The sequence below is a fragment of the Ascidiaceihabitans donghaensis genome, assembly GCF_900302465.1.
Taxonomy (GTDB): domain Bacteria; phylum Pseudomonadota; class Alphaproteobacteria; order Rhodobacterales; family Rhodobacteraceae; genus Ascidiaceihabitans; species Ascidiaceihabitans donghaensis.
The window spans coordinates 18,024-36,214 of record NZ_OMOR01000005.1 but is presented as its reverse complement, the minus strand read 5'-3'; the positions used below and the strand labels follow the sequence as shown (position 1 = coordinate 36,214).

Below are 18,191 nucleotides of genomic sequence, written 5' to 3'. Positions count from 1 at the left end.
CGCCCATCTGCATGTCCTGCCTGTGGGCCGCGCCTTTGAAGGCAGCTACCGGTCGTCAAGCCGCGCCCCGTCCAACGCAACCTACAACCGTTTCTTGTTGTTTGATCTGCTGCCCAGCCTTGACCGGCTGCTGTATGTGGATGGCGACATGATCTTCCACGGTGATGTTTGCGAGATCTTCGACACCGATATGGGGGACGCCCAGATTGCAGCGGTGCCGGATTACATCATGACGCGCACGCTGACGGGGCCAACCCCCACAATCGACCCTGATGTGCCCGATCTGGCCGACTACCACCGCGATGTGTTGGGTCTAAGCGATGCGCAGATTGCGCGGTATTTCAACGCGGGTCTGATGCTGTTGAACATGGGGGCCATGGATGTGGCCGCCACCGGTGCGGCCTTGATGAAAGAGGCCGAAGCGGGGCGTTACCTGTTCCGCGATCAGGACATTCTGAACGTGCATTTCAAAGACAGCCTGATGGTGCTGGATGGGCGTTACAATGTGTTCAACACCCATGCAGACGGGTATGGCCGTGTGCCTGCGCCAGGGTTTGCCGCCGCGATGGCCGCGCGCAAAGACCCATTCGTGACGCATTATGCGGCGGGCAATTATAAGCCATGGAACGCTGTGCCGGTGCCGCGCGCCCAGTACTATTGGGCCGCCATCGCGCAGACGCCGTTTTATGCGGAGGTGCTGAAAAACCTTGCGCCAAAACAGCGTCGGATGACGCGGGACCGTCAGGATGAACAGCGCACTTGGGCTGTGGAAAAGGGTCAGGCTTTGGCGGAACGCTTTCCGGCGCTGCGCCCCGCATTGGTGCGGGTGTACAGGACTTTTGCACGATGATCTGGCCGTTCAAACGCAAAAGCGCTGACCGTGATGACGAGCGTGACAATGTGCCTGACACGCCCGTGCCGGATACGATATCTGACGCCGCGCCGCAGGACATGGCCTCGAAGGCCGAGGCCCCACAAGAGCCTGTTCAAAAACCTGAACAAGACCCGGCCCCGCTGGCGTCTCCTGTTGTGCGCACCGACACATCCAAGCTGGTCATTCCGCACCCCGTCACCTTTGTTGCGTCGCCCTACAAAACCGCCACCACAACTGTGGGCAAAGCCGTTGTGGCCCTTGGCGTGGGCAAGCGGGACATGCTGCACCGTGGTCCTTTGCTGCGTGATCATCTGCCCGCCATCAAAGCCGCCAACACGCTGGCCCGTCAGGCCCGTTTCGCGCCGGTGTTCATGGAACATCATACCGATGAAGTGCGTGAAATTCTGGCCGACCTGATCAAGGCCGTGCGCAAATTCGACGTGTTTTCCGACGCCCCTTTGGGGCACGCCCATGTGCATCCGTTTGTGCGCAAAGCCATCGCCCCCCAAAGCAAATTCATCTGGGTGCATCGCCCCGTCGAGGAATGGATTTCTTCGGTACGACGCTGGGAAGAAGGCCATCCCGAAACCTATGCGCGCCATGTGTTCTGGACCAGCGACCCCGAACGCCGCCCTCGTGAATTGCGCCGCATGCGTAAAATTCATGTGCAACGCTTTCGGGCCTTGGCGCGGGCCTATCCTGACGATTGTCTGGAAATCAAAGTGTCAGAGCTGGAAGACTTCACCAAGCTGGCCGCATTCTACGGGGTAGAGCCACCCGAAGCGCCGCTGAAACGCTACAATGTGAATTCGGGGTAACCCCTGCATACAAAAAGGCCCGCAACGCTGAACGCTGCGGGCCTTTTTGTTCAAGTCACGTGAAAGATGTCACTTCCACTCAGCCTCACTATGCAAAATGGATTATTTCCATTTTGACACACAGGGAATCTTGGTCGTGTCGCAACGGTCCGCGTATTTGGCTGCGATCTCTTTGACCTCTGCCATCACCCCATCGCTCAGCTTTGTTGGCTCAAGACCCAAACCAAGGAAGTTGTCGTTCACAACGTTCAGCTCGTTTTCCGCCGCTTCATTGCGCGGGTTTTCAAGATAGGCGATTTCCGCTTCCATCTGGTCTGCGATCATTTTGGCCAGATCACGCACGCGGTGCGTTTCGGTCATCTGGTTCAGGATGTGCACGCGGTCGCCTTTGGCAGGGGGGTTGTTCAGCGCGATTTCAACGCATTTGCAGGTGTCTTGGATGTGGATAAACGCACGCGTCTGACCGCCTGTGCCATGCACTGTCATCGGATAGTTCACAGCCGCCTGCATGATGAAGCGGTTCAGAACCGTGCCGTAGTCGCCGTCATAGTCAAAGCGGTTGATCAGGCGCTCGTCTTTGCGCGTCTGGTCTGTTTGCGTGCCCCAAACGATGCCCTGATGCAGGTCGGTGACCTGAAGCCCGTCGTTTTTGGCGTAGAATTGGAACAACAATTGATCTTGGGATTTCGTCAGGTGGTAGATCGAGCCGGGGTTCGTGGGATACAGGATTTCCTGCTCGCTTTCGCCCTCTGGTGTGTCGATCTTGACCTTCAGATACCCTTCAGGAATTTTCATGCCCGCGGTGCCGTAGCCGTAAACGCCCATGGTGCCGAGGTGGACAAGGTGGATGTCCTGCCCGCTTTCAACAATCGCGGCCAGCACGTCGTTTGTGGCGTTCAGGTTGTTGTTGATGGTGTAGCGCTTGTGCTGCGCGGATTTCATCGAATAAGGGGCGGCGCGCTGTTCGGCAAAGTGCACGATGGCGTCGGGCTTTTCATCTTGGATCAGCTTGAGCAGACGGTCGTAGTCTTGGCCAACGGTCAGGTTGTGGAAACCGATTTTTTTGTTGGTCAGTTCTTCCCAGACACGGATACGTTCGCCGATGGGGCGGATGGGTGTCAGGCTGTCAACTTCCAGTTCCAGATCGATGGCCCGGCGCGACAGGTTATCGACGATAATGACGTCATGGCCTTGCTCGGACAAGTACAGTGCATTGGGCCAGCCGCAGAAGCCGTCGCCGCCTAAGATAATGACTTTCATAGGTAGAATCTCCTTGGACCACCATTTTTGGTTGGTCAGTTGTATCCCCTAATAGAGCAGGAAGGTTAAGGGGGAAAATGGGGGAAACCCTTACCTATTCACCCATGGGTTGAGAATTTGGCGGAGAGCCGCCAAAACGTGCGCCTTTTGACCACCGAACGCACAGTTTACCAAAGGTTTAACGCTTCCGCTGACACTCCGGGCGTAATTCATGACAGGAGCTCCCGGATGTCTGACACATCTTTGATTTTAGGTTTGCCCTATATTCAACCCGCCCAAGCGCAAAAGCACGTGACCCATAATGAAGCGTTGCGGGTGTTGGATGCGGTTGTGCAACTCAATGTGTTGAGTGCCACCGCCACGACCCCGCCTGCGACCCCCGACGAAGGGGACCGTTATCTTGTGGCGGCCGCAGCCAGCGGCGACTGGGCAGGCCATGACACGGAACTTGCGGTGTGGGACAATGGCGCGTGGCTGTATATCGCGGCCCAAACCGGTTGGGTGGCTTTTGTACGCGACACGGCCGGGCAGGTCTATTTTGATGGCCTGGGCTGGGAGGCCGCGACCCCCGATCTGACCGAATTGCAAAACATGACCCGCCTTGGGGTGGGCACGGTGGCCGATGCCACCAACCCCTTGGCCGTGTCTGGCACAGCCACCTTGCTGAACCACGCAGGGTCTGGTCATCAGCTGAAGGTCAACAAATCCGCCCCCGCCGATACGGCCAGCCTGTTGTTTCAGACCGACTACACAGGCCACGCCGAAATGGGCACCGCCGGCAACAACGACTTTGCGATCAAGGTCAGCGATGACGGGTCAAACTGGAACACGGGTGCTGCGTTTGACGCGGCATCGGGGCGCGCTTCTTTCCCGTCGGGTGCCCAAGTGCCCAACCGCATCGACATTGGCGGGCGGTTTTACTGCTACACCAACAACCGCTGGGTGACCCATCAAACCAGCTACGGGGTGCAGGGCGAAAACAGCAGCACAAACGGCGGCTCTGGCAGTGATCCGGCGGTGGGTTGGGAACACATGGGTGTGTTCTTGCCTCAAGGGGCTGCGTTGAAATCGCTAGACGGGTTCTTGCGCGCCTCCTCTACCGAAGTGACGGGTTATGACGTGCAGGTCCATTTCCAGACAGGTCCGTTTGACACAGGCTGGAACACGGACGCCGAAACGGTACGCACCTCTGTGGCCAGCCAATCGGGCAACACGTTCTTGCCGGGTTTCAACCGCCTCGATCTGGATTTGGCAGGCTTTGAAGCCCCCGCAGACGGGTTTGCGGTGCTGTTTATCCGCCCCATCGGCACGATCAGCGCGACGCGGTATATCTACGGCGGTTTGGCGCTAAGCTATGTGACGGCGGATTAGGGTCTGGTTTTGGGGTGAAAAAGGGGTGCCGTGCAGACGAGGGTTTGCGCGGTTTATTCGTTCTGCATCAAGGTTGACGACGCAGAACGAAACAGGTACTTTCACTAGTGACTAAATACGCCTGACCGAATTGCACGTGTATCGTATGGCTTCGGGCCGACCGCGTGGCGCACCTGACGGTATAATCGGGAACAGACGGAACTCAATGGTTCTGTCACAACAGCCTTAATTTTGCTCTGCCTAGGTTTTAACGCGCTCCGCGCATTTTAGGCATTCCGTATAGAGATAACCCCACTTTCTGCTGAGGTGCAGGATGCGGGTTTCTTCGTAGCCCCATAGGTTCTTTCCTGTGGGGTCTTTTGCGTTCGTATGAACGCTTCTCAAGCACAGGAATAGCTGATGCTGGAAACCCTCGCTCTCGGGTTTCTGGGCAGCCTCTTGGCGAGTGCCGTATGGCATTTTATCGCCAAGTGGTTTGACCAGAAGTAACCCGCTAGCTTTCCCCTTTTTGAACTGACCAGTAGTTTTCTGGCAACGGATTCCGGTGCATGGGAGAGGTGTGTCTTGAACATACTATGAGGTCATTCGCTATCGAGCAGAAATTCAGTAAGTAGGGGCTCACCCCCCTACCCCTCAAGCATCCGCAACAGATACGCCCCATAGCTGTTTTTCGCGAACATCTCTGCCCGCGCCCGCACGGCGTCTGCGTCGATCCAGCCCTGTTCATAGGCGATTTCTTCGGGGCAGCCCGATTGCAGCCCTTGCCGCTCGGTCAGGGTCCGCACGAAATTGCCTGCATCCAGCAGGCTCGCGTGGGTGCCTGTGTCCAGCCACGCATAGCCGCGCCCCATGGTTTCCACGTTCAGCGCCCCATCGGCAAGGTAGCTGCCCAGCAGCGTGGTAATTTCCAATTCGCCGCGCTCTGACGGGGTGACAGCACGCGCCCGCTCCGGTGCAGACCCGTCCAGAAAATACAGCCCTGTCACCGCGTAGTTTGACGGCGCTTTGGCAGGCTTTTCGATGATGTCCGTGACCCTGTCCCCGTCAAAGGCCAACACCCCGTAGCGTTCTGGATCGGCCACGTGATAGCCAAAGACCGTGGCCCCCTGCCCTGCATCTGCCCGCGCCAGCAGCTTGGGCAGCCCGTGTCCGAAAAAGATGTTGTCGCCCAGAACCATGGCGGAGGGCGCGCCGTTCAGGAAATCTTCGGCCAGAATATACGCCTGTGCCAGCCCTTCGGGTTTGGGCTGCATGATATAGGTCAATGACAAGCCCCATTGCGTGCCATCGCCAAGCGTGCGCTTGAATTGTTCTTGGTCCTCGGGCGTGGTGATCACCGCGATCTCGCGGATGCCCGCCAGCATCATCACCGACAAAGGATAGTAGATCATTGGCTTGTCATAGATCGGCAGAAGCTGCTTAGACACCCCCATGGTGATCGGATACAGCCGCGTGCCAGAGCCGCCTGCGAGGATGATGCCTTTGCGCTGATGTGGGGCCTGTGTCATGCTAATTCTTTCACTATGTCTGCGATACCTTTGCGCCAGTCGGGGCGTTTGATGCCAAAGGTTTTCTTGATCTTATAGCAATCAAGGCGCGAATTAAGAGGCCGCAGGGCGGGGGTTGGATAGTCACTGCTTGGGATGTCAGTGACAGTGCATGTCAGGTCCGCTGTCTCAAAGGTGGCTCGCGCCACATCGGCCCAGGACGCATTGGGGGAACCTGAGAAATGATAGATACCACCCTTGTTAGGCTCTGATATAAGGCTTTGCGCCATATGATGACAGGCCCGCGCAATATCGCGCGCCGGGGTCAGCCCACCGATTTGATCCGCCACGATTGTCAGTGCGTCCCGCTCTGCCCCAAGCCGCAGCATGGTTTTCACAAAGTTATTGCCATGCGCTGACACCACCCAGGATGTGCGCAGCACAGCCCATGTGCCACCCACCTGTGCAATCGCCACTTCGCCTGCCAGTTTGGAGCGCCCATAGGCGTTGACGGGCGCGGGTGTGTCGCCCTCACGCCATGGCGCATCCCCCGCCCCGTCAAACACGTAATCGGTTGAGATCGACACAAACGGAATGCCCAAGTCGGCGCAGGCCTGCGCCATCGCCTCGGGCGCATGGGCGTTGACCAGATGGGCGCGGCTTGCCTCGGTTTCGGCCCCGTCGACGTTTGTGAATGCGGCGGCATTGATCACGGCGGCGGGTTGGTGAATGGCGATCGCTTCGGCGCAGTTCAGCGGATATTCCAGATCGACATCATCGCGGCCCAGACAGCGCACATCCGCCAATAGTGCCAATTCCCGCGCCACCTGCCCTGATTGTCCAAAGACCAAAATCATGCGCCAAGCCCAAGACGTGCGCCGACGCCGTCGCGCGCCTGTAAGGCCCGCCACCACGCCTCATTGTCGAGATACCACGCAACCGTTTTGCGCAGGCCCTCTTCCAGCGTCACCGACGGCACCCAACCCAGTTCATCGCCAATCCGGCCGGCATCAATCGCATAGCGCGCATCATGCCCGGGGCGGTCGGTGACGAATGCGATCAGGTTGGCGTAGGGCGCATCACTTGGGCGCATCTCGTCCAGAAGCGCGCAAATCATCCGCACCAGATCAATATTGCGCACCTCATTGTGCCCGCCGATGTTGTAACTGCGGTTCAACGCGCCTTTGGTCAGGACCGTCAGCAGCGCCTCGGCGTGGTCTTCCACATACAGCCAGTCGCGCACGTTTTCCCCTGCGCCATAAACAGGCACCGCCTTGCCCGCCAGCGCGTTCAGGATCACCACAGGCACCAGCTTTTCGGGGAAATGGAAAGGACCGTAATTGTTGGAACAGTTGCTTAGCACCACAGGCAACCCGTAGGTTTCCGCCCATGCGCGCACCAGATGGTCGCTGGCCGCTTTGGACGCGGAATAGGGCGAACGGGGGTCGTATGGCGTATCTTCGGTGAACAGACCCGTGGCCCCTAATGATCCAAACACCTCGTCTGTGGACACATGGTGAAAGCGGAAATGGTCCGGCTTTCCTTGGGTGGTCCAATAGGCGCGGGTGGCTTCCAGCAGGGTGTAGGTGCCGGTGATATTCGTCTCTATAAAGGTGGAAGGGCCATCAATTGAACGGTCCACATGGGATTCTGCGGCCAAATGCATGACGGCATCGGGGGCGTGTGTGGCAAGCACATTGTCCAAGGTTGCACGATCCCGAATGTCAGCCTGCACAAAGGCATAATCAGGATGGTCCGCCACGCTGGCCACATTGTCGAGACAGGCCGCATAAGTCAGCGCATCTAGGTTCACAACACGGTGGCCCTGCGCAATCGCATGACGCACAACCGCAGAGCCAATAAACCCCGCGCCCCCTGTGACCAGTATTTTCAAAACGGGCTTCCTAGCTTTTTAAGGGTGGGGGCTAAGGCGTCTTTCTCCGACAAAACAGGCTCTGATATGCCCCAATCGACCCCTATATCCGGATCATCCCATGCAATCCCTGCGTCGCAGTCGGGGGCATAAGGCGCTGTGCATTTGTAGCAGATTTCGGTGTCATCCTGCAGGGTGACAAAGCCGTGGGCAAAGCCTGCGGGCACCAGCAGTTGGCGACCGTTTTCAGCGGAAAGTTCCACACCGAACCATTGCCCGAACGTCGCAGAACTGCTGCGAATATCCACGGCCACATCAAACAAGGCCCCACGTCCGCAGCGCACCAGTTTGTCTTGCGCCATGGGGGGCGTTTGAAAGTGCAACCCGCGCAGGGTGCCTTTGCGGGCAGACAGCGAATGGTTGTCCTGCACAAACTCCAGATCAATGCCTGCGTCCAGCATGGTGGCGCGGTTCCAGCTTTCCGAGAAAAACCCACGCGCATCGCCAAAGCGCGCGGGAGTCAGGATCAGCACGCCCTCCAGCGGGGTGGTTTCAACGGTTAGCTTTTCACTCACGATCTTTTACTCACGGGCGTAGATGTCCTCGTAGCGGATGATGTCGTCTTCGCCCAAATATGATCCCGTCTGCACCTCGATCAGCACCATCGGCACTTTGCCGGGGTTTTCCATGCGGTGCACGGCCCCAAGGGGGATGTAGACGGACTGGTTTTCGCCCAGCAGTTTCACATCCTCGTCCACCGTAACACGCGCGGTGCCCTCGACCACGATCCAGTGTTCAGACCGGTGGTGATGGCTTTGCAAGGACAGCGCCGCCCCGGGATGCACCACGATGCGTTTGACCTGAAAGCGATCCGCCAGCACAAGCGTCTCGAACCAGCCCCACGGGCGATGGTCTTTGGGAAAGGCTGTGGCTTGTTTGGCGTTCTTGTCCTTCAGCGCGGCCACGGCCAGCTTCACGTCTTGGGCGCGGGACATGTCGGCGACCAGCACGGCGTCTGGCATCGCCACGGCCATGATATTCTTCAGACCGATGCCCACGACTTCAAGGCCGTCTGCCTCGGAGCGCAGCAACGTATCGTCACAATCAATCGCAGTGGCAGGTCCCGTGGTGGCCACGCCGCGCGCATCGGGGCCGGCTTCGCGCCAGACGGCGTCCCAGCCGCCCAAATCGGACCAGCCCGCGCCAAAAGGCACCACCGACAGGTTCTTGGCCTGCTCCATCACCGCATAGTCAATGGACACGTCACGTGCCCGACCCCATGCTGCGGGATCCAGACGCAAAAACCCAAGGTCGGTTTTGGCTTGGGTGACGGCGGCGCCCACCGGCTCCATCAGATCGGGGCAATGGGTGCGCGCCGCTTTCAGCATGGTTTGGGCGGAACATAAAAACAGCCCCGCATTCCATAGAAAATTGTCAGCCTTCACCATGACGTTCGCGGTGGCCGCATCGGGCTTTTCCACAAAACGGGTCAGGGGCGTGGCATGGCCGTCTTTGGGCGGCGCACTCAGCTCAAGATAGCCATAGGCGGTCTCGGCGTGGGTGGGCGTGATGCCGAAGGTCACAATTTGCCCAGCCTGCGCCGCAGGCACACCCGCGGCCACAGCGGCACGGAACGCGGCCGCATCGGGCACAACATGATCCGAAGGGGCAATCAACATCAGGGCGGCGGGATCCGTGGTCGCCAAATGCAAGGCGGCGGCCAAAATCGCAGGCGCTGTGTTGCGCCCTTCGGGTTCAATCAGCACCGCGCCCGGATCAAGGCCCGCGTCTTGCAATTGCTCGGTGACGATAAAGCGGAAATCAGAGGCCGTCAGCACCAAAGGCGGGGCGTAATCCGGCCCCGACAAGCGCTTTGCCGAGGCCTGAAACAAGGTTTCGTCCCCCACAAGCGGTACAAACTGCTTGGGGTAACTTTTGCGCGACAAAGGCCAGAGGCGCGTGCCTGATCCGCCGCAAAGAAGAACCGGTGTGATCATGGATGGGCCTGCCTGTTTTGCTGCTGCATAGGGTCTTTATACCGCTGTAGGACGCGGGGTCTACGCCCCAACTGTTGCGCGCCACATCCATGCCCAGCATTGCACCTTCAGATAAAGTGCTTTTAAGTCGCCGGAACGAATATTTTACGCCCCTACGGAGTCTTTTCACTTCTATGCAGATCGACACATTCAAGGTTAAAGAGTTTCCAGCCATCGACCAGATCGGCATGAGCACAGGACACGAAAAGCTGCGCGTTTGTATTGTCACCGAAGAAATCATCGGGCCTGTGCGCAACGGCGGCATCGCATCCACCTATTACCATTTGTCCAAAGGCCTCGCCGCCCACGGCCATGAAGTCCATGTGTTGTTCCTGAAAGGCCGTGTTGTTCAGGATGAGACGCCCGAACATTGGGTCGAACACTTCGCAGCCTTTGGCGTGACCTTGCATTATCTTGAAGCGCCCAAAGCCGATTTGTGGGGGTCGTCCATTGAATGGCAGGCCCGTTTTGGCGCGGCCTATGCGTGGTTGCGCGACAATCCGCCGTTTGATGTGGTGCACACATCGGAATGGCGCGGTGGCATGATCTATGCGCTGATGGCCAAGCGCATGGGGCTGGCGTTTCGCGAAACGCTTTTCCTTGTCAAAACCTCGTCGCCCCACATCTGGAACCGGCACTATCAGATGCAGCCTATTGAGCAGCGCGAACTGGTGCTGGCGGCCTATGCGGAACAAAAATGCGTGGAATTGGCCGATGCGGTCATCGGGGGCAGCGCCCACCTGATCACGTTTATGGAGGAAATCGGCTACAAGGTGCCCGACGCAAACGTCTTTGTGCAGCCCAACATCGTGGATTTCTCCAAGGTTATCGTCACGGACGACCGCCCCCCACGCGCCCCCGGCGATGTGGTCAAAACCCAGGAACTGATTTTCTTTGGCCGCCTTGAGGCCCGCAAGGGCGTCGAGATGATGTGCAACGCGCTGGATATCCTGAAAGAACGCGGCATCGCCCCGTCACGCATGACATTCATGGGCAAATGGGGCGCGCCCCTGGCCACCCAAGGGGGGATGCGGCCCCAGGATTACATCGAGGAAAAATCCAAGAACTGGGATTTTGAAGTCGGGATCATCGACGACAAAAACCAGCCCGCAGCGCTCAGCCATATGTGCAGCCGCGACATGATTGCGGTGATGCCGTCCCTGATCGAAAACTCGACCATGGCGGTGTATGAGACACTGGAAAACAACATCCCCTTTATCGCCACGGCGGTGGGCGGCACGCCAGAACTGATTGACCCAAAAGACCACGAACGCTCCCTTGTGGCTCCGCGGGCGCAAGACCTTGCCAACCAGCTGGAACGGGCTTTGACCGAAGGGCAGCCCATTGCCCATTCCAGTTTCTCCAACGATGAAAATCTGCGTGTCTGGTACGGGTTCCACGCCCATGTGGGGGATATGGTCAAAGCAAAGGGGCGGCGCACGGCAATCACGGAAATCACAGCGCCTGTTGATCCCGCCCCTGCCCCTGTGCGCAGCATCAGCTTTGCCACATTGATGCGGCGCGGCGATGCGATTTCACCGCTGGTCAACACGCTGTTGGCGGATGCGCCGGATCAGGTGGTGCTGGGCTTTACCGACGCGGCCCTGCGTGAAGAGGTGACAGAAGCCGCCGAACAACTGGCCCATGCCGAGGTCAAAGTGACGGTGGTGGATGCCATCGGCCAAGCGGCAGGTGACGCGCTGAACATGCTGATGGAGGCGCAAAGCTGTGATGCGGTGGTCATCGGGCATGGTGCGGATATTTGCCCCCTGCCCGGCTATTTCGCCGCCGCCAAAACCGCGCTGACCCATCAACCCGACATCCTGTTCACCAGCTTCTTTGATGCAGGCAAAGGGGTGACAGGGATGCCCATCGGTGGCGATGTGGCGTCGCAATACATGAACACACGGGCTTATGGCCCCGAGATTTTCGCGCTGCGCGCCGCAACCTATGACCGGCTTGGGGCGTTTGAACCTTATGACGTGCGGGCGGGCATTTTGCATGAATATGTGACACGGATGGTCGAACGCGGTGGCAGTGATCTGCTGGTGTTCCCCGAAATGCTGCTGCGCTGGCTTGGGGCCGCGACCAAGGCCAAAGCCTATGCCGATGACACGGTCTATTCCTATCTGAAAGCCAAGCCGCTGATCGATGCGAGCAGCCTGGCGCAACGCAAGATCACGCTGGCCACGTTGAATCAGGGCAGCGCCGGGGCGCTGACGCCCAACATGCTGCGCGACGGGGGCCGTGTGGACGGCGAAAGCGTCTGGATGATGCCTGTGGAATGGGATCGCACCTATGTCGGCACTGCCCGCAAACGCGCCATGGTGATTGCGTTGGATGAAACCATCAACCGCTTGTGGCTCTATGCGCGCGGCGACGGGGAGCGTGTGTTCAAGGTCCGTGGTGACGCCGAACAGACCGCATTGGTGCAAACCCACAAGGTGACGCGCAAAGGTCAGGGCACGATGGGCGAAGACATCACCCTGTCGTATTTTGACATCCCTCCCAGCTGGGATGTGGGGGCGTCTTACCCCATCCATTGGGTGCTGGAGGACGGATCGGACACACCGCGCAACCAGTTCCTGCGCATCACCAAGTTAAGCGAAGGGGTCTATGCGCTGGTTGCGCGATCTGCGATTTTAGCCCATGACGCCTTGCCTGAAATCATCGCCCGGTACGTGCATCCGGCTGACGCAAATCCCGATCAGGGCGCTGCTGCAGACAGGGGCGTGGGCATAGATACAAAAACGGCCAAAGACGATATGGCCTCTGATACCGCAGCCTTGGCCGAAGCGCTTGGAACGGCATCCCAGAAAGACCAGTCGAAAACGCCGGCAAAAGCACCCGCAAAAGCGCCGCGCAAAATCACCAAAAAGTACAAACCCAAAGACCCCCTTGAGGCGATCATTCAGGAAGCCAAAGACAATCTGGCGCCTTTGCAAAACATAGCCCCTGATCTGGATGCGCTGATGGGGATCAGTCACAACACCAACAAACGTGCCTTTCAACGCGCCGAAGCGGTGGAACGCAGTCAGACGTTGCTGGCCGAACACCTTCTGGCCCCCGCCATCACAGGGTCTCCTCGGGGTGCTCTGACGGTGCCGCCGGACCGGAAATGGCGCAGTGTCAACGACATCACAGGCTGGGCCTGGGACCGCGACACACGCGACACCACCTTGCATATTGCCGTTTTGCTGGATGATTTGCCCATCTTCATGACCCCCGCAAACGTCCATATGCCGCTTTTGGGAAAACGCACTCCGGGGTTGGAACACCACGGTTTCCGCATTCCTGTTCTGGATGATTTCCTAAGCACGCAAAGCCCGTTAGAGTTGATGATCTGGGAAACCCAGACACTGATCAAGAACAGCCGCCTGATGTGTCAAACAGGCCCCGGCGGCAAGGCGTTTCTGACGCTGGAAAAAGGATAAAGACCCGTGACCGATAAAAGCCAGTCCAGCCCGGCGGCACCCATCACCGAAGCCGGGTTTCGCGCAGACCTTGATGCCCTTTTGGCGTCCGGCAAAAATGAACCCGCCCTGACCCATCTGATCACGGAACTGCCCCGCCTTTTGGGCACCAACAAAATCAACCGCAAAGAAAAGCTGAAGCACCTGACCTTTGCAGGGCGCATGTTGCAAGGGGCGGGCCTTGGCAAATACGGGCCGCAAAAGCTGGAACGCAAAGCCACCAATCTGGCACGTGTTGTCAAACGCCACGGCCTGCGGTCACGGCGCACCTTTGTGGATCTGGGCTGTGGGGCGCATGAACCTTTGGGGCTGGCGACCTATTTTTACGTCAACGGGTTTGAAAAGGCTTTTGGCAGCGATTTTATGCCTGTGTCGGATGCAGCTTATGCCGCGCTGTCGATGGCGGATATTCTGACGGATATGTATATTTTTCCCGAAACCTACATGATGGATGGTACCGATCTGGACAGCTATCTGGCGCGGATCAAGAACTTTGATCTGGGCGCTTTGAAACGCGGTGATCTGGATGCAGGGCTGGCGCGGGTGGCCCATAACGTCGAATTCAAATGCTGCGACATCGTGGAAGCGGGCATTGAACCGGGGTCGGTGTCGTTTCTGATTTCCTATGCGGTGTTCGAGCATGTGATGGACATCCCCGGTGTCACCAAACACATCTATGACCTGATGGAGCCGGGCGGCTTGGGCTTTCACTACATCGATCTGGCGGACCACCGCGCCTACCGCCACGATGGCGATTATAACGAATTCAGCTTTTTGACCGAAGAAGACTGTGCCCCCAATCTCAACCGGCTGCGCGCCTCTGAACAAGTGGCGGCGTTCAAAGCGGCGGGGTTCGAGATTTTGGAAAACAAACCCAAACAAAAACCGATCCCGGAAGAGACCCACAAGCGCTACCTGCCCCGCTTCGCGGCCATGTCGGATGTTGACCAATCCGCCCATGCGATGCGTCTTGTGATCCGCAAGCCGCTGTAATACGCGGCATAAAACACACCACTTATAATGATTTCAAAGGATGATACGACGATGTCCAAAGACGACCAGGAACTGGCAAATCTAAAAGCCAAAATGGAACGCAACGAATTGCGCGCCCGTGACGCCGAAGCGCGGCTGCGGATCATTCAGGCCGAGATCGCCATCATCGACAGCCGCACCAAACTAGAGGCGCTGCGCACCGAAGACTAACGCGCGGGCGCTATATCCAACACCTGCCCCAAAGCCTGCGCATATGCCTCTTTGGTGTGGGTCTCTATCAGACTGCGCCGCAAGGCCTGCCCTTGCGTTCGCGCCTCTGCCGGGTCCGCCAGAACGGCGCGGATCGCCGCCACATAATCCAGAGCACCCGCAGCTTTGGGCAGCAACCTGCCCAACCCGTCGCGGATCACTTCAGGTGTGCCACCTGCTGTGGACGACACAACGGGCAAACCTGTCATTCCCACCTCAAGCAACATTTGCGGAATACCGTCCCAAGCCGCGGTATAGAGCCACATATCGGCCTCATCCAAAGGCAGATCTGCAAAGCGCGCATAGGGGGCGTTCAACGTCATGTTGGGCAACGCTGCAGGCAGGGATTGGCCCCCCATCACGGTTTCGCCCCACAGATGGAAATCGGCTTCGGGCATGCTGCGCGCGATGTCAAAGACCAGATCAATACGCTTTTGCGCATCCATCCGTCCCGCCCAGAAGATGCGGGGGCGGCGGGGGGCGGCGTCTGATGTGCTATCCGAAACAGGCGCGGGCGAAACAGGCGCAGGCGCATCCACAACCTGCACGCTGTGATCCACAGGGCCACGCAACACTTGCACCCGTGCACCTGCTTCGGGGGGCAGCACATGGGCCGTGCGCAATTCGTCGGCCAGAAACGCGCTGTCGGTAAAGACCCCCGACAGCACGTCAAAGGTGCGGTAGAACCGGCGCAGCGGATACCCCGTCAGATAGCCCATCGGCGTGCGTTCGTTGCAGAACAAACATCCATAAAGCCGCATGCTGGCGGCCAGTGCGTTGCCGTAGATATTCAGCGCATCCCACATCAAGCGGCTGTTGACGTTGAAGGCCACTTCGGGCGCCAGACTGCGCAGAAATTCCACCAGAAGCCGTTCGGTCAAATCGCCCTTCAGCTTGCCTTCGATGCAAGATTGCAAATCCACATGGCGCACGCCGTCGGGGAACTTATGGGCCGGCATGTCGCCTGAGGCATCGGTGGACACCACCACCACCTGATCGGCGCCGTAGCGGGCCACCAAAGCATCTGCCAGATGCCCTTCCATGCGTCGCGCGCCGCCCCAACGGGGACGGTTGACCATGATCACGGCCTTGGCGGGGCGGTGATCCGCCTGCGCATGGGCGCGGTGCATCGCAACTGTACGGTTGACCACGGGGGCGGTGTGGAACGGCACAACCTTGATTTGCAGGGCTTCGGCCCAAGTGGCTTCCACCAGCGGATCAAACCGCGCAGCTGCCGTGACTTGAGCCCCCAAATCTCCGCTTTCCAGCCGCGTGCGCAAATCGGTGTAACGGGCAATCCAAAGCTGTTGCGCTTCGTCCGGATCCAGCCCGATCAACGCAGCCATTGCGTCAAATTGCGGGAAAGGGGCCGCGATGCGTCCCTCGTCACGGCCTTGGGTCAGAAAGTGGTAAAACGGGTTCACCTTGGATTTGCGCACATCTTCATAGCGCGCCAGATAGCGCTTGGGATCGAACCAATGGTTGGGCATCCGCCCCTCGTGGCTGCCTGCACGCAGCCAGTGGCCGACAGGGTCTAACTTGGGCGCGCGGGCCAGATCACGGTAGCGCGCCAGATAATACGCCACATCGAATTGCGCCTGAACGGTGGGATACACTGGTGCGCCCGTCCGGTGTTCCGCACGGCCAAACGCCTGCGCCACGCGCTGTGCAAAAGTGGCCCCGTAGTGGGGCAAAGGGTTTGGCAACGCCGGACGGCGGCCACGCAACACAGGGGGCAACGGGGCCTTCATTTCACCGTCTGCAACCTTTTGGGCGTCTTCCGGTGACAGGGTCACAACGGTTTTTGGATCCACCGTCATTTGCGCAACGGGCATGGGGCCAGGCACCGTGCGCGGGGTCGTGACCTCAAGCGCGGGGGACGCTTGCGTGGCGGCCCCCAAGCTTGCCACTTTGTCGATGCGCATCGCCTCAAGGCTGCGCACGATGGCGCGGCGGCCCTGGCTTTCGGTGACCAGCGAATTGTCGCGGCGGCGCTTGAAGATGATCGTGTCGCGGGCCACGGCATGTCGCCAGCCTGCGTGTAGGGTCTCAATAGAAAACTGCCAGTCCTGAAACGACAACCCGTTGGGGATATCGCGATGGACATAAGGGACCTCAAGGTGGGCTTCATGGGGCACCAGACACAGGCTGTCGTAGTAGTTCATCGTATAAAGGTAATAGGGCGTCCAAAGCGGATCATCCTGTTCGGGGTTCCAATAAACGCTGGCCGCCGCATCAAACAGCCAGTTCAGTTCGGGATGCACAATCACCCGTTCGCCACGGGCCTGTGCGGCGCGCAAACGCTTCATGCCTTCCGCCAGCCAGTTTTCCGAAAAGAGATCATCGGCATCCAGAAAGGCAATCGCACTGCCTTTTGTGTGTTGCGTGACCATTTCATTGCGTGCCCGTCCAAGATCGCCTTGGGTCAGCACAACACGGTCCCAATGATCAAATGCCGCCTGGTTGAAATAGGCCGCCGTCTGCGGTGTGGCATTGTCCAGCGCAATGATCGCCTGCACCGAAAACCCCGCCGCCCGCGCCGCGTCAATCGACGCATCGGCCGCACGCATGGTTGGCCCACACACAAAGGTTTCTGAATGGGCCGTCACAACAACGGAAAGATCGAACTCATACGTCATGGCACGCATTACCTGCTTTTTGTTATTTGGTCCGGTGTTTACGGCCTGCGCCAACCCGATGCCACCGCAAAGAATGTTTGAACTATTCACCGCCGACGCATAGGAACCGAAAGCAACACAAAATGAGCGAAATCTACAGAAAGTGTGCCCTCATGAAGAATTCATCCACCCTTGCCCTGATCGGCGGCTACGGCTTTGTGGGCCGCAACATTCTGGAAAACGTGGCCACGGACCCGGCCTTTGAAGGGCTGTCCCCTGTCATCGTCGACAACCTGTCCAACCCTGCCCCGGGTCATGAGGGTTTGGATTACCCGTCTTATGTGGGCGGCTACGAGGATCAGGGCGCGATTGATTTTCTGGACGCGCAAGAAAGCGAAGGGGGGCGTATTTTTGTCTTTCTCGCTGGCGAAACCCGCGTCGCGGAATCCAAGGACCGCCCGCTGGACTTCATCGACGCCAATATCGCGGACCCTGCCAAATTCGTGATGCAGGCGGTCAAGCCCGGCGACAAGTTTATCCTGATCTCCACGGCAGGTGCGCTGTTTGACGGCACGTTCGAAGTGTCCGTGAATTCCCCCTACTGCCCCAAGAACTTCTATGGTGCCACCAAAGCCGCCGAAGAAATGATTTTGGAAAAACTGGTTGAGCTGCGCGGCGCCGAATTCCGCGTCATCCGCCTGACAAACGTCTTTGGCAAATACTCCGACAACAAAAAATCCGCGATCCACGCCTTCACTCGCGCGGCCATTTCCGGCGATAGCGTGTTTATCAATGGCGACGGTCAGCAAAGCCGCGACTTTATCTATGCAGGTGACGTGGGCCTTGGCATTGCAACGCTGGCCGCCAAACTGCGCGCAGGCGAACATTCTGAACCCGTCAACATGCTGGGCTCTGGCGTCAGCACCACCTTGATGGATGTGGTTGCCGCCATTGAAGAGGCCACAGGCAAGCCCCTGAACTACGAGAAAATCCCCGCCAAAGAACTGCTGGCAACCGAGCCGCGCGACGTCATCGCCGACAAGGCCGACGTCAAGGTTCTGCTGGGCGATCGCGCCAAACCCTTCGTCGAGGGCATCCGCGAAACCCACGGCTACTACGCCAAATAAGCCCAGCAAGGA

Annotated in this window: 14 protein-coding genes; 7 read left to right on the top strand and 7 right to left on the bottom strand. The window is 58.7% G+C overall.

Annotation, left to right across the window (positions count from 1 at the left end):
* Positions 1-850, top strand: an 850-nt coding sequence (locus ASD8599_RS20055) for a glycosyltransferase family 8 protein (RefSeq protein ID WP_281261570.1), incomplete at its 5' end; no start/stop codon positions are given.
* Positions 847-1,692: a sulfotransferase gene (locus ASD8599_RS20050; protein WP_108830563.1), complete on the top strand. Its 846-nt coding sequence runs from the start codon at positions 847-849 to the stop codon at positions 1,690-1,692. The genes ASD8599_RS20055 and ASD8599_RS20050, both read left to right, overlap by 4 nt.
* 102 nt (positions 1,693-1,794) lie before the next feature.
* On the opposite strand, the gene ASD8599_RS20045 is transcribed toward ASD8599_RS20050, so the two are convergent.
* The gene (locus tag ASD8599_RS20045) at positions 1,795-2,952 is read right to left on the bottom strand and encodes an NAD-dependent epimerase/dehydratase family protein (protein ID WP_108830562.1); all 1,158 of its coding nucleotides are present in this window, start codon (positions 2,950-2,952) and stop codon (positions 1,795-1,797) included.
* A 228-nt stretch (positions 2,953-3,180) separates the two neighbouring features.
* On the opposite strand from ASD8599_RS20045, the gene ASD8599_RS20040 reads away from it, so the two are divergent.
* Complete coding sequence (locus ASD8599_RS20040; protein WP_108830561.1) at positions 3,181-4,323, top strand: DUF2793 domain-containing protein; 1,143 nt, start codon at positions 3,181-3,183, stop codon at positions 4,321-4,323.
* 626 nt (positions 4,324-4,949) lie between these two features.
* Here the strand turns inward: ASD8599_RS20040 and rfbA are convergent.
* Genes rfbA through ASD8599_RS20015 form a run of 5 tightly spaced genes read right to left on the bottom strand, consistent with a single transcriptional unit; the run spans position 4,950 to position 9,680 of the window.
* Entirely contained in the window at positions 4,950-5,831 is an 882-nt protein-coding gene (rfbA, locus tag ASD8599_RS20035) for a glucose-1-phosphate thymidylyltransferase RfbA (protein WP_108830560.1), read from the bottom strand.
* A complete protein-coding gene (rfbD, locus tag ASD8599_RS20030) occupies positions 5,828-6,667 on the bottom strand; it encodes a dTDP-4-dehydrorhamnose reductase (protein WP_108830559.1) in 840 nt (279 codons plus the stop codon). Before rfbD ends, rfbA begins: the two co-directional genes overlap by 4 nt.
* Complete coding sequence (rfbB, locus tag ASD8599_RS20025; protein ID WP_108830558.1) at positions 6,664-7,704, bottom strand: dTDP-glucose 4,6-dehydratase; 1,041 nt, start codon at positions 7,702-7,704, stop codon at positions 6,664-6,666. Before rfbB ends, rfbD begins: the two co-directional genes overlap by 4 nt.
* A complete protein-coding gene (gene rfbC, locus ASD8599_RS20020; RefSeq protein WP_108830557.1) occupies positions 7,701-8,258 on the bottom strand; it encodes a dTDP-4-dehydrorhamnose 3,5-epimerase in 558 nt (185 codons plus the stop codon). Before rfbC ends, rfbB begins: the two co-directional genes overlap by 4 nt.
* A 6-nt stretch (positions 8,259-8,264) precedes the next feature.
* Positions 8,265-9,680 carry a mannose-1-phosphate guanylyltransferase/mannose-6-phosphate isomerase gene (locus tag ASD8599_RS20015; RefSeq protein ID WP_108830556.1) on the bottom strand — a complete coding sequence of 472 codons (1,416 nt, stop codon included), beginning with the start codon at positions 9,678-9,680 and terminating at the stop codon, positions 8,265-8,267.
* 173 nt (positions 9,681-9,853) lie between these two features.
* Here ASD8599_RS20015 and ASD8599_RS20010 point away from each other — a divergent pair, with 173 nt between their 5' ends.
* From ASD8599_RS20010 to ASD8599_RS20335, 3 genes are read left to right on the top strand one after another with little or no spacing between them, the layout of a single operon-like run.
* Positions 9,854-13,153, top strand: a complete 3,300-nt coding sequence (locus ASD8599_RS20010; RefSeq protein WP_181364580.1) for a glycosyltransferase family 4 protein — start codon at positions 9,854-9,856, stop codon at positions 13,151-13,153.
* A gap of 6 nt (positions 13,154-13,159) precedes the next feature.
* Positions 13,160-14,185 carry a methyltransferase domain-containing protein gene (locus ASD8599_RS20005; RefSeq protein WP_108830554.1) on the top strand — a complete coding sequence of 342 codons (1,026 nt, stop codon included), beginning with the start codon at positions 13,160-13,162 and terminating at the stop codon, positions 14,183-14,185.
* 51 nt (positions 14,186-14,236) lie between these two features.
* Positions 14,237-14,395 carry a hypothetical protein gene (locus tag ASD8599_RS20335; RefSeq protein ID WP_181364579.1) on the top strand — a complete coding sequence of 53 codons (159 nt, stop codon included), beginning with the start codon at positions 14,237-14,239 and terminating at the stop codon, positions 14,393-14,395.
* Here the strand turns inward: ASD8599_RS20335 and ASD8599_RS20000 are convergent.
* The gene (locus ASD8599_RS20000) at positions 14,392-17,082 is read right to left on the bottom strand and encodes a glycosyltransferase (RefSeq protein WP_108830553.1); all 2,691 of its coding nucleotides are present in this window, start codon (positions 17,080-17,082) and stop codon (positions 14,392-14,394) included. The genes ASD8599_RS20335 and ASD8599_RS20000 overlap by 4 nt on opposite strands.
* Before the next feature lie 143 nt (positions 17,083-17,225).
* Here ASD8599_RS20000 and ASD8599_RS19995 point away from each other — a divergent pair, with 143 nt between their 5' ends.
* Positions 17,226-18,179: an NAD-dependent epimerase/dehydratase family protein gene (locus ASD8599_RS19995; RefSeq protein WP_181364578.1), complete on the top strand. Its 954-nt coding sequence runs from the start codon at positions 17,226-17,228 to the stop codon at positions 18,177-18,179.
* Positions 18,180-18,191: the final 12 nt, after the last annotated feature.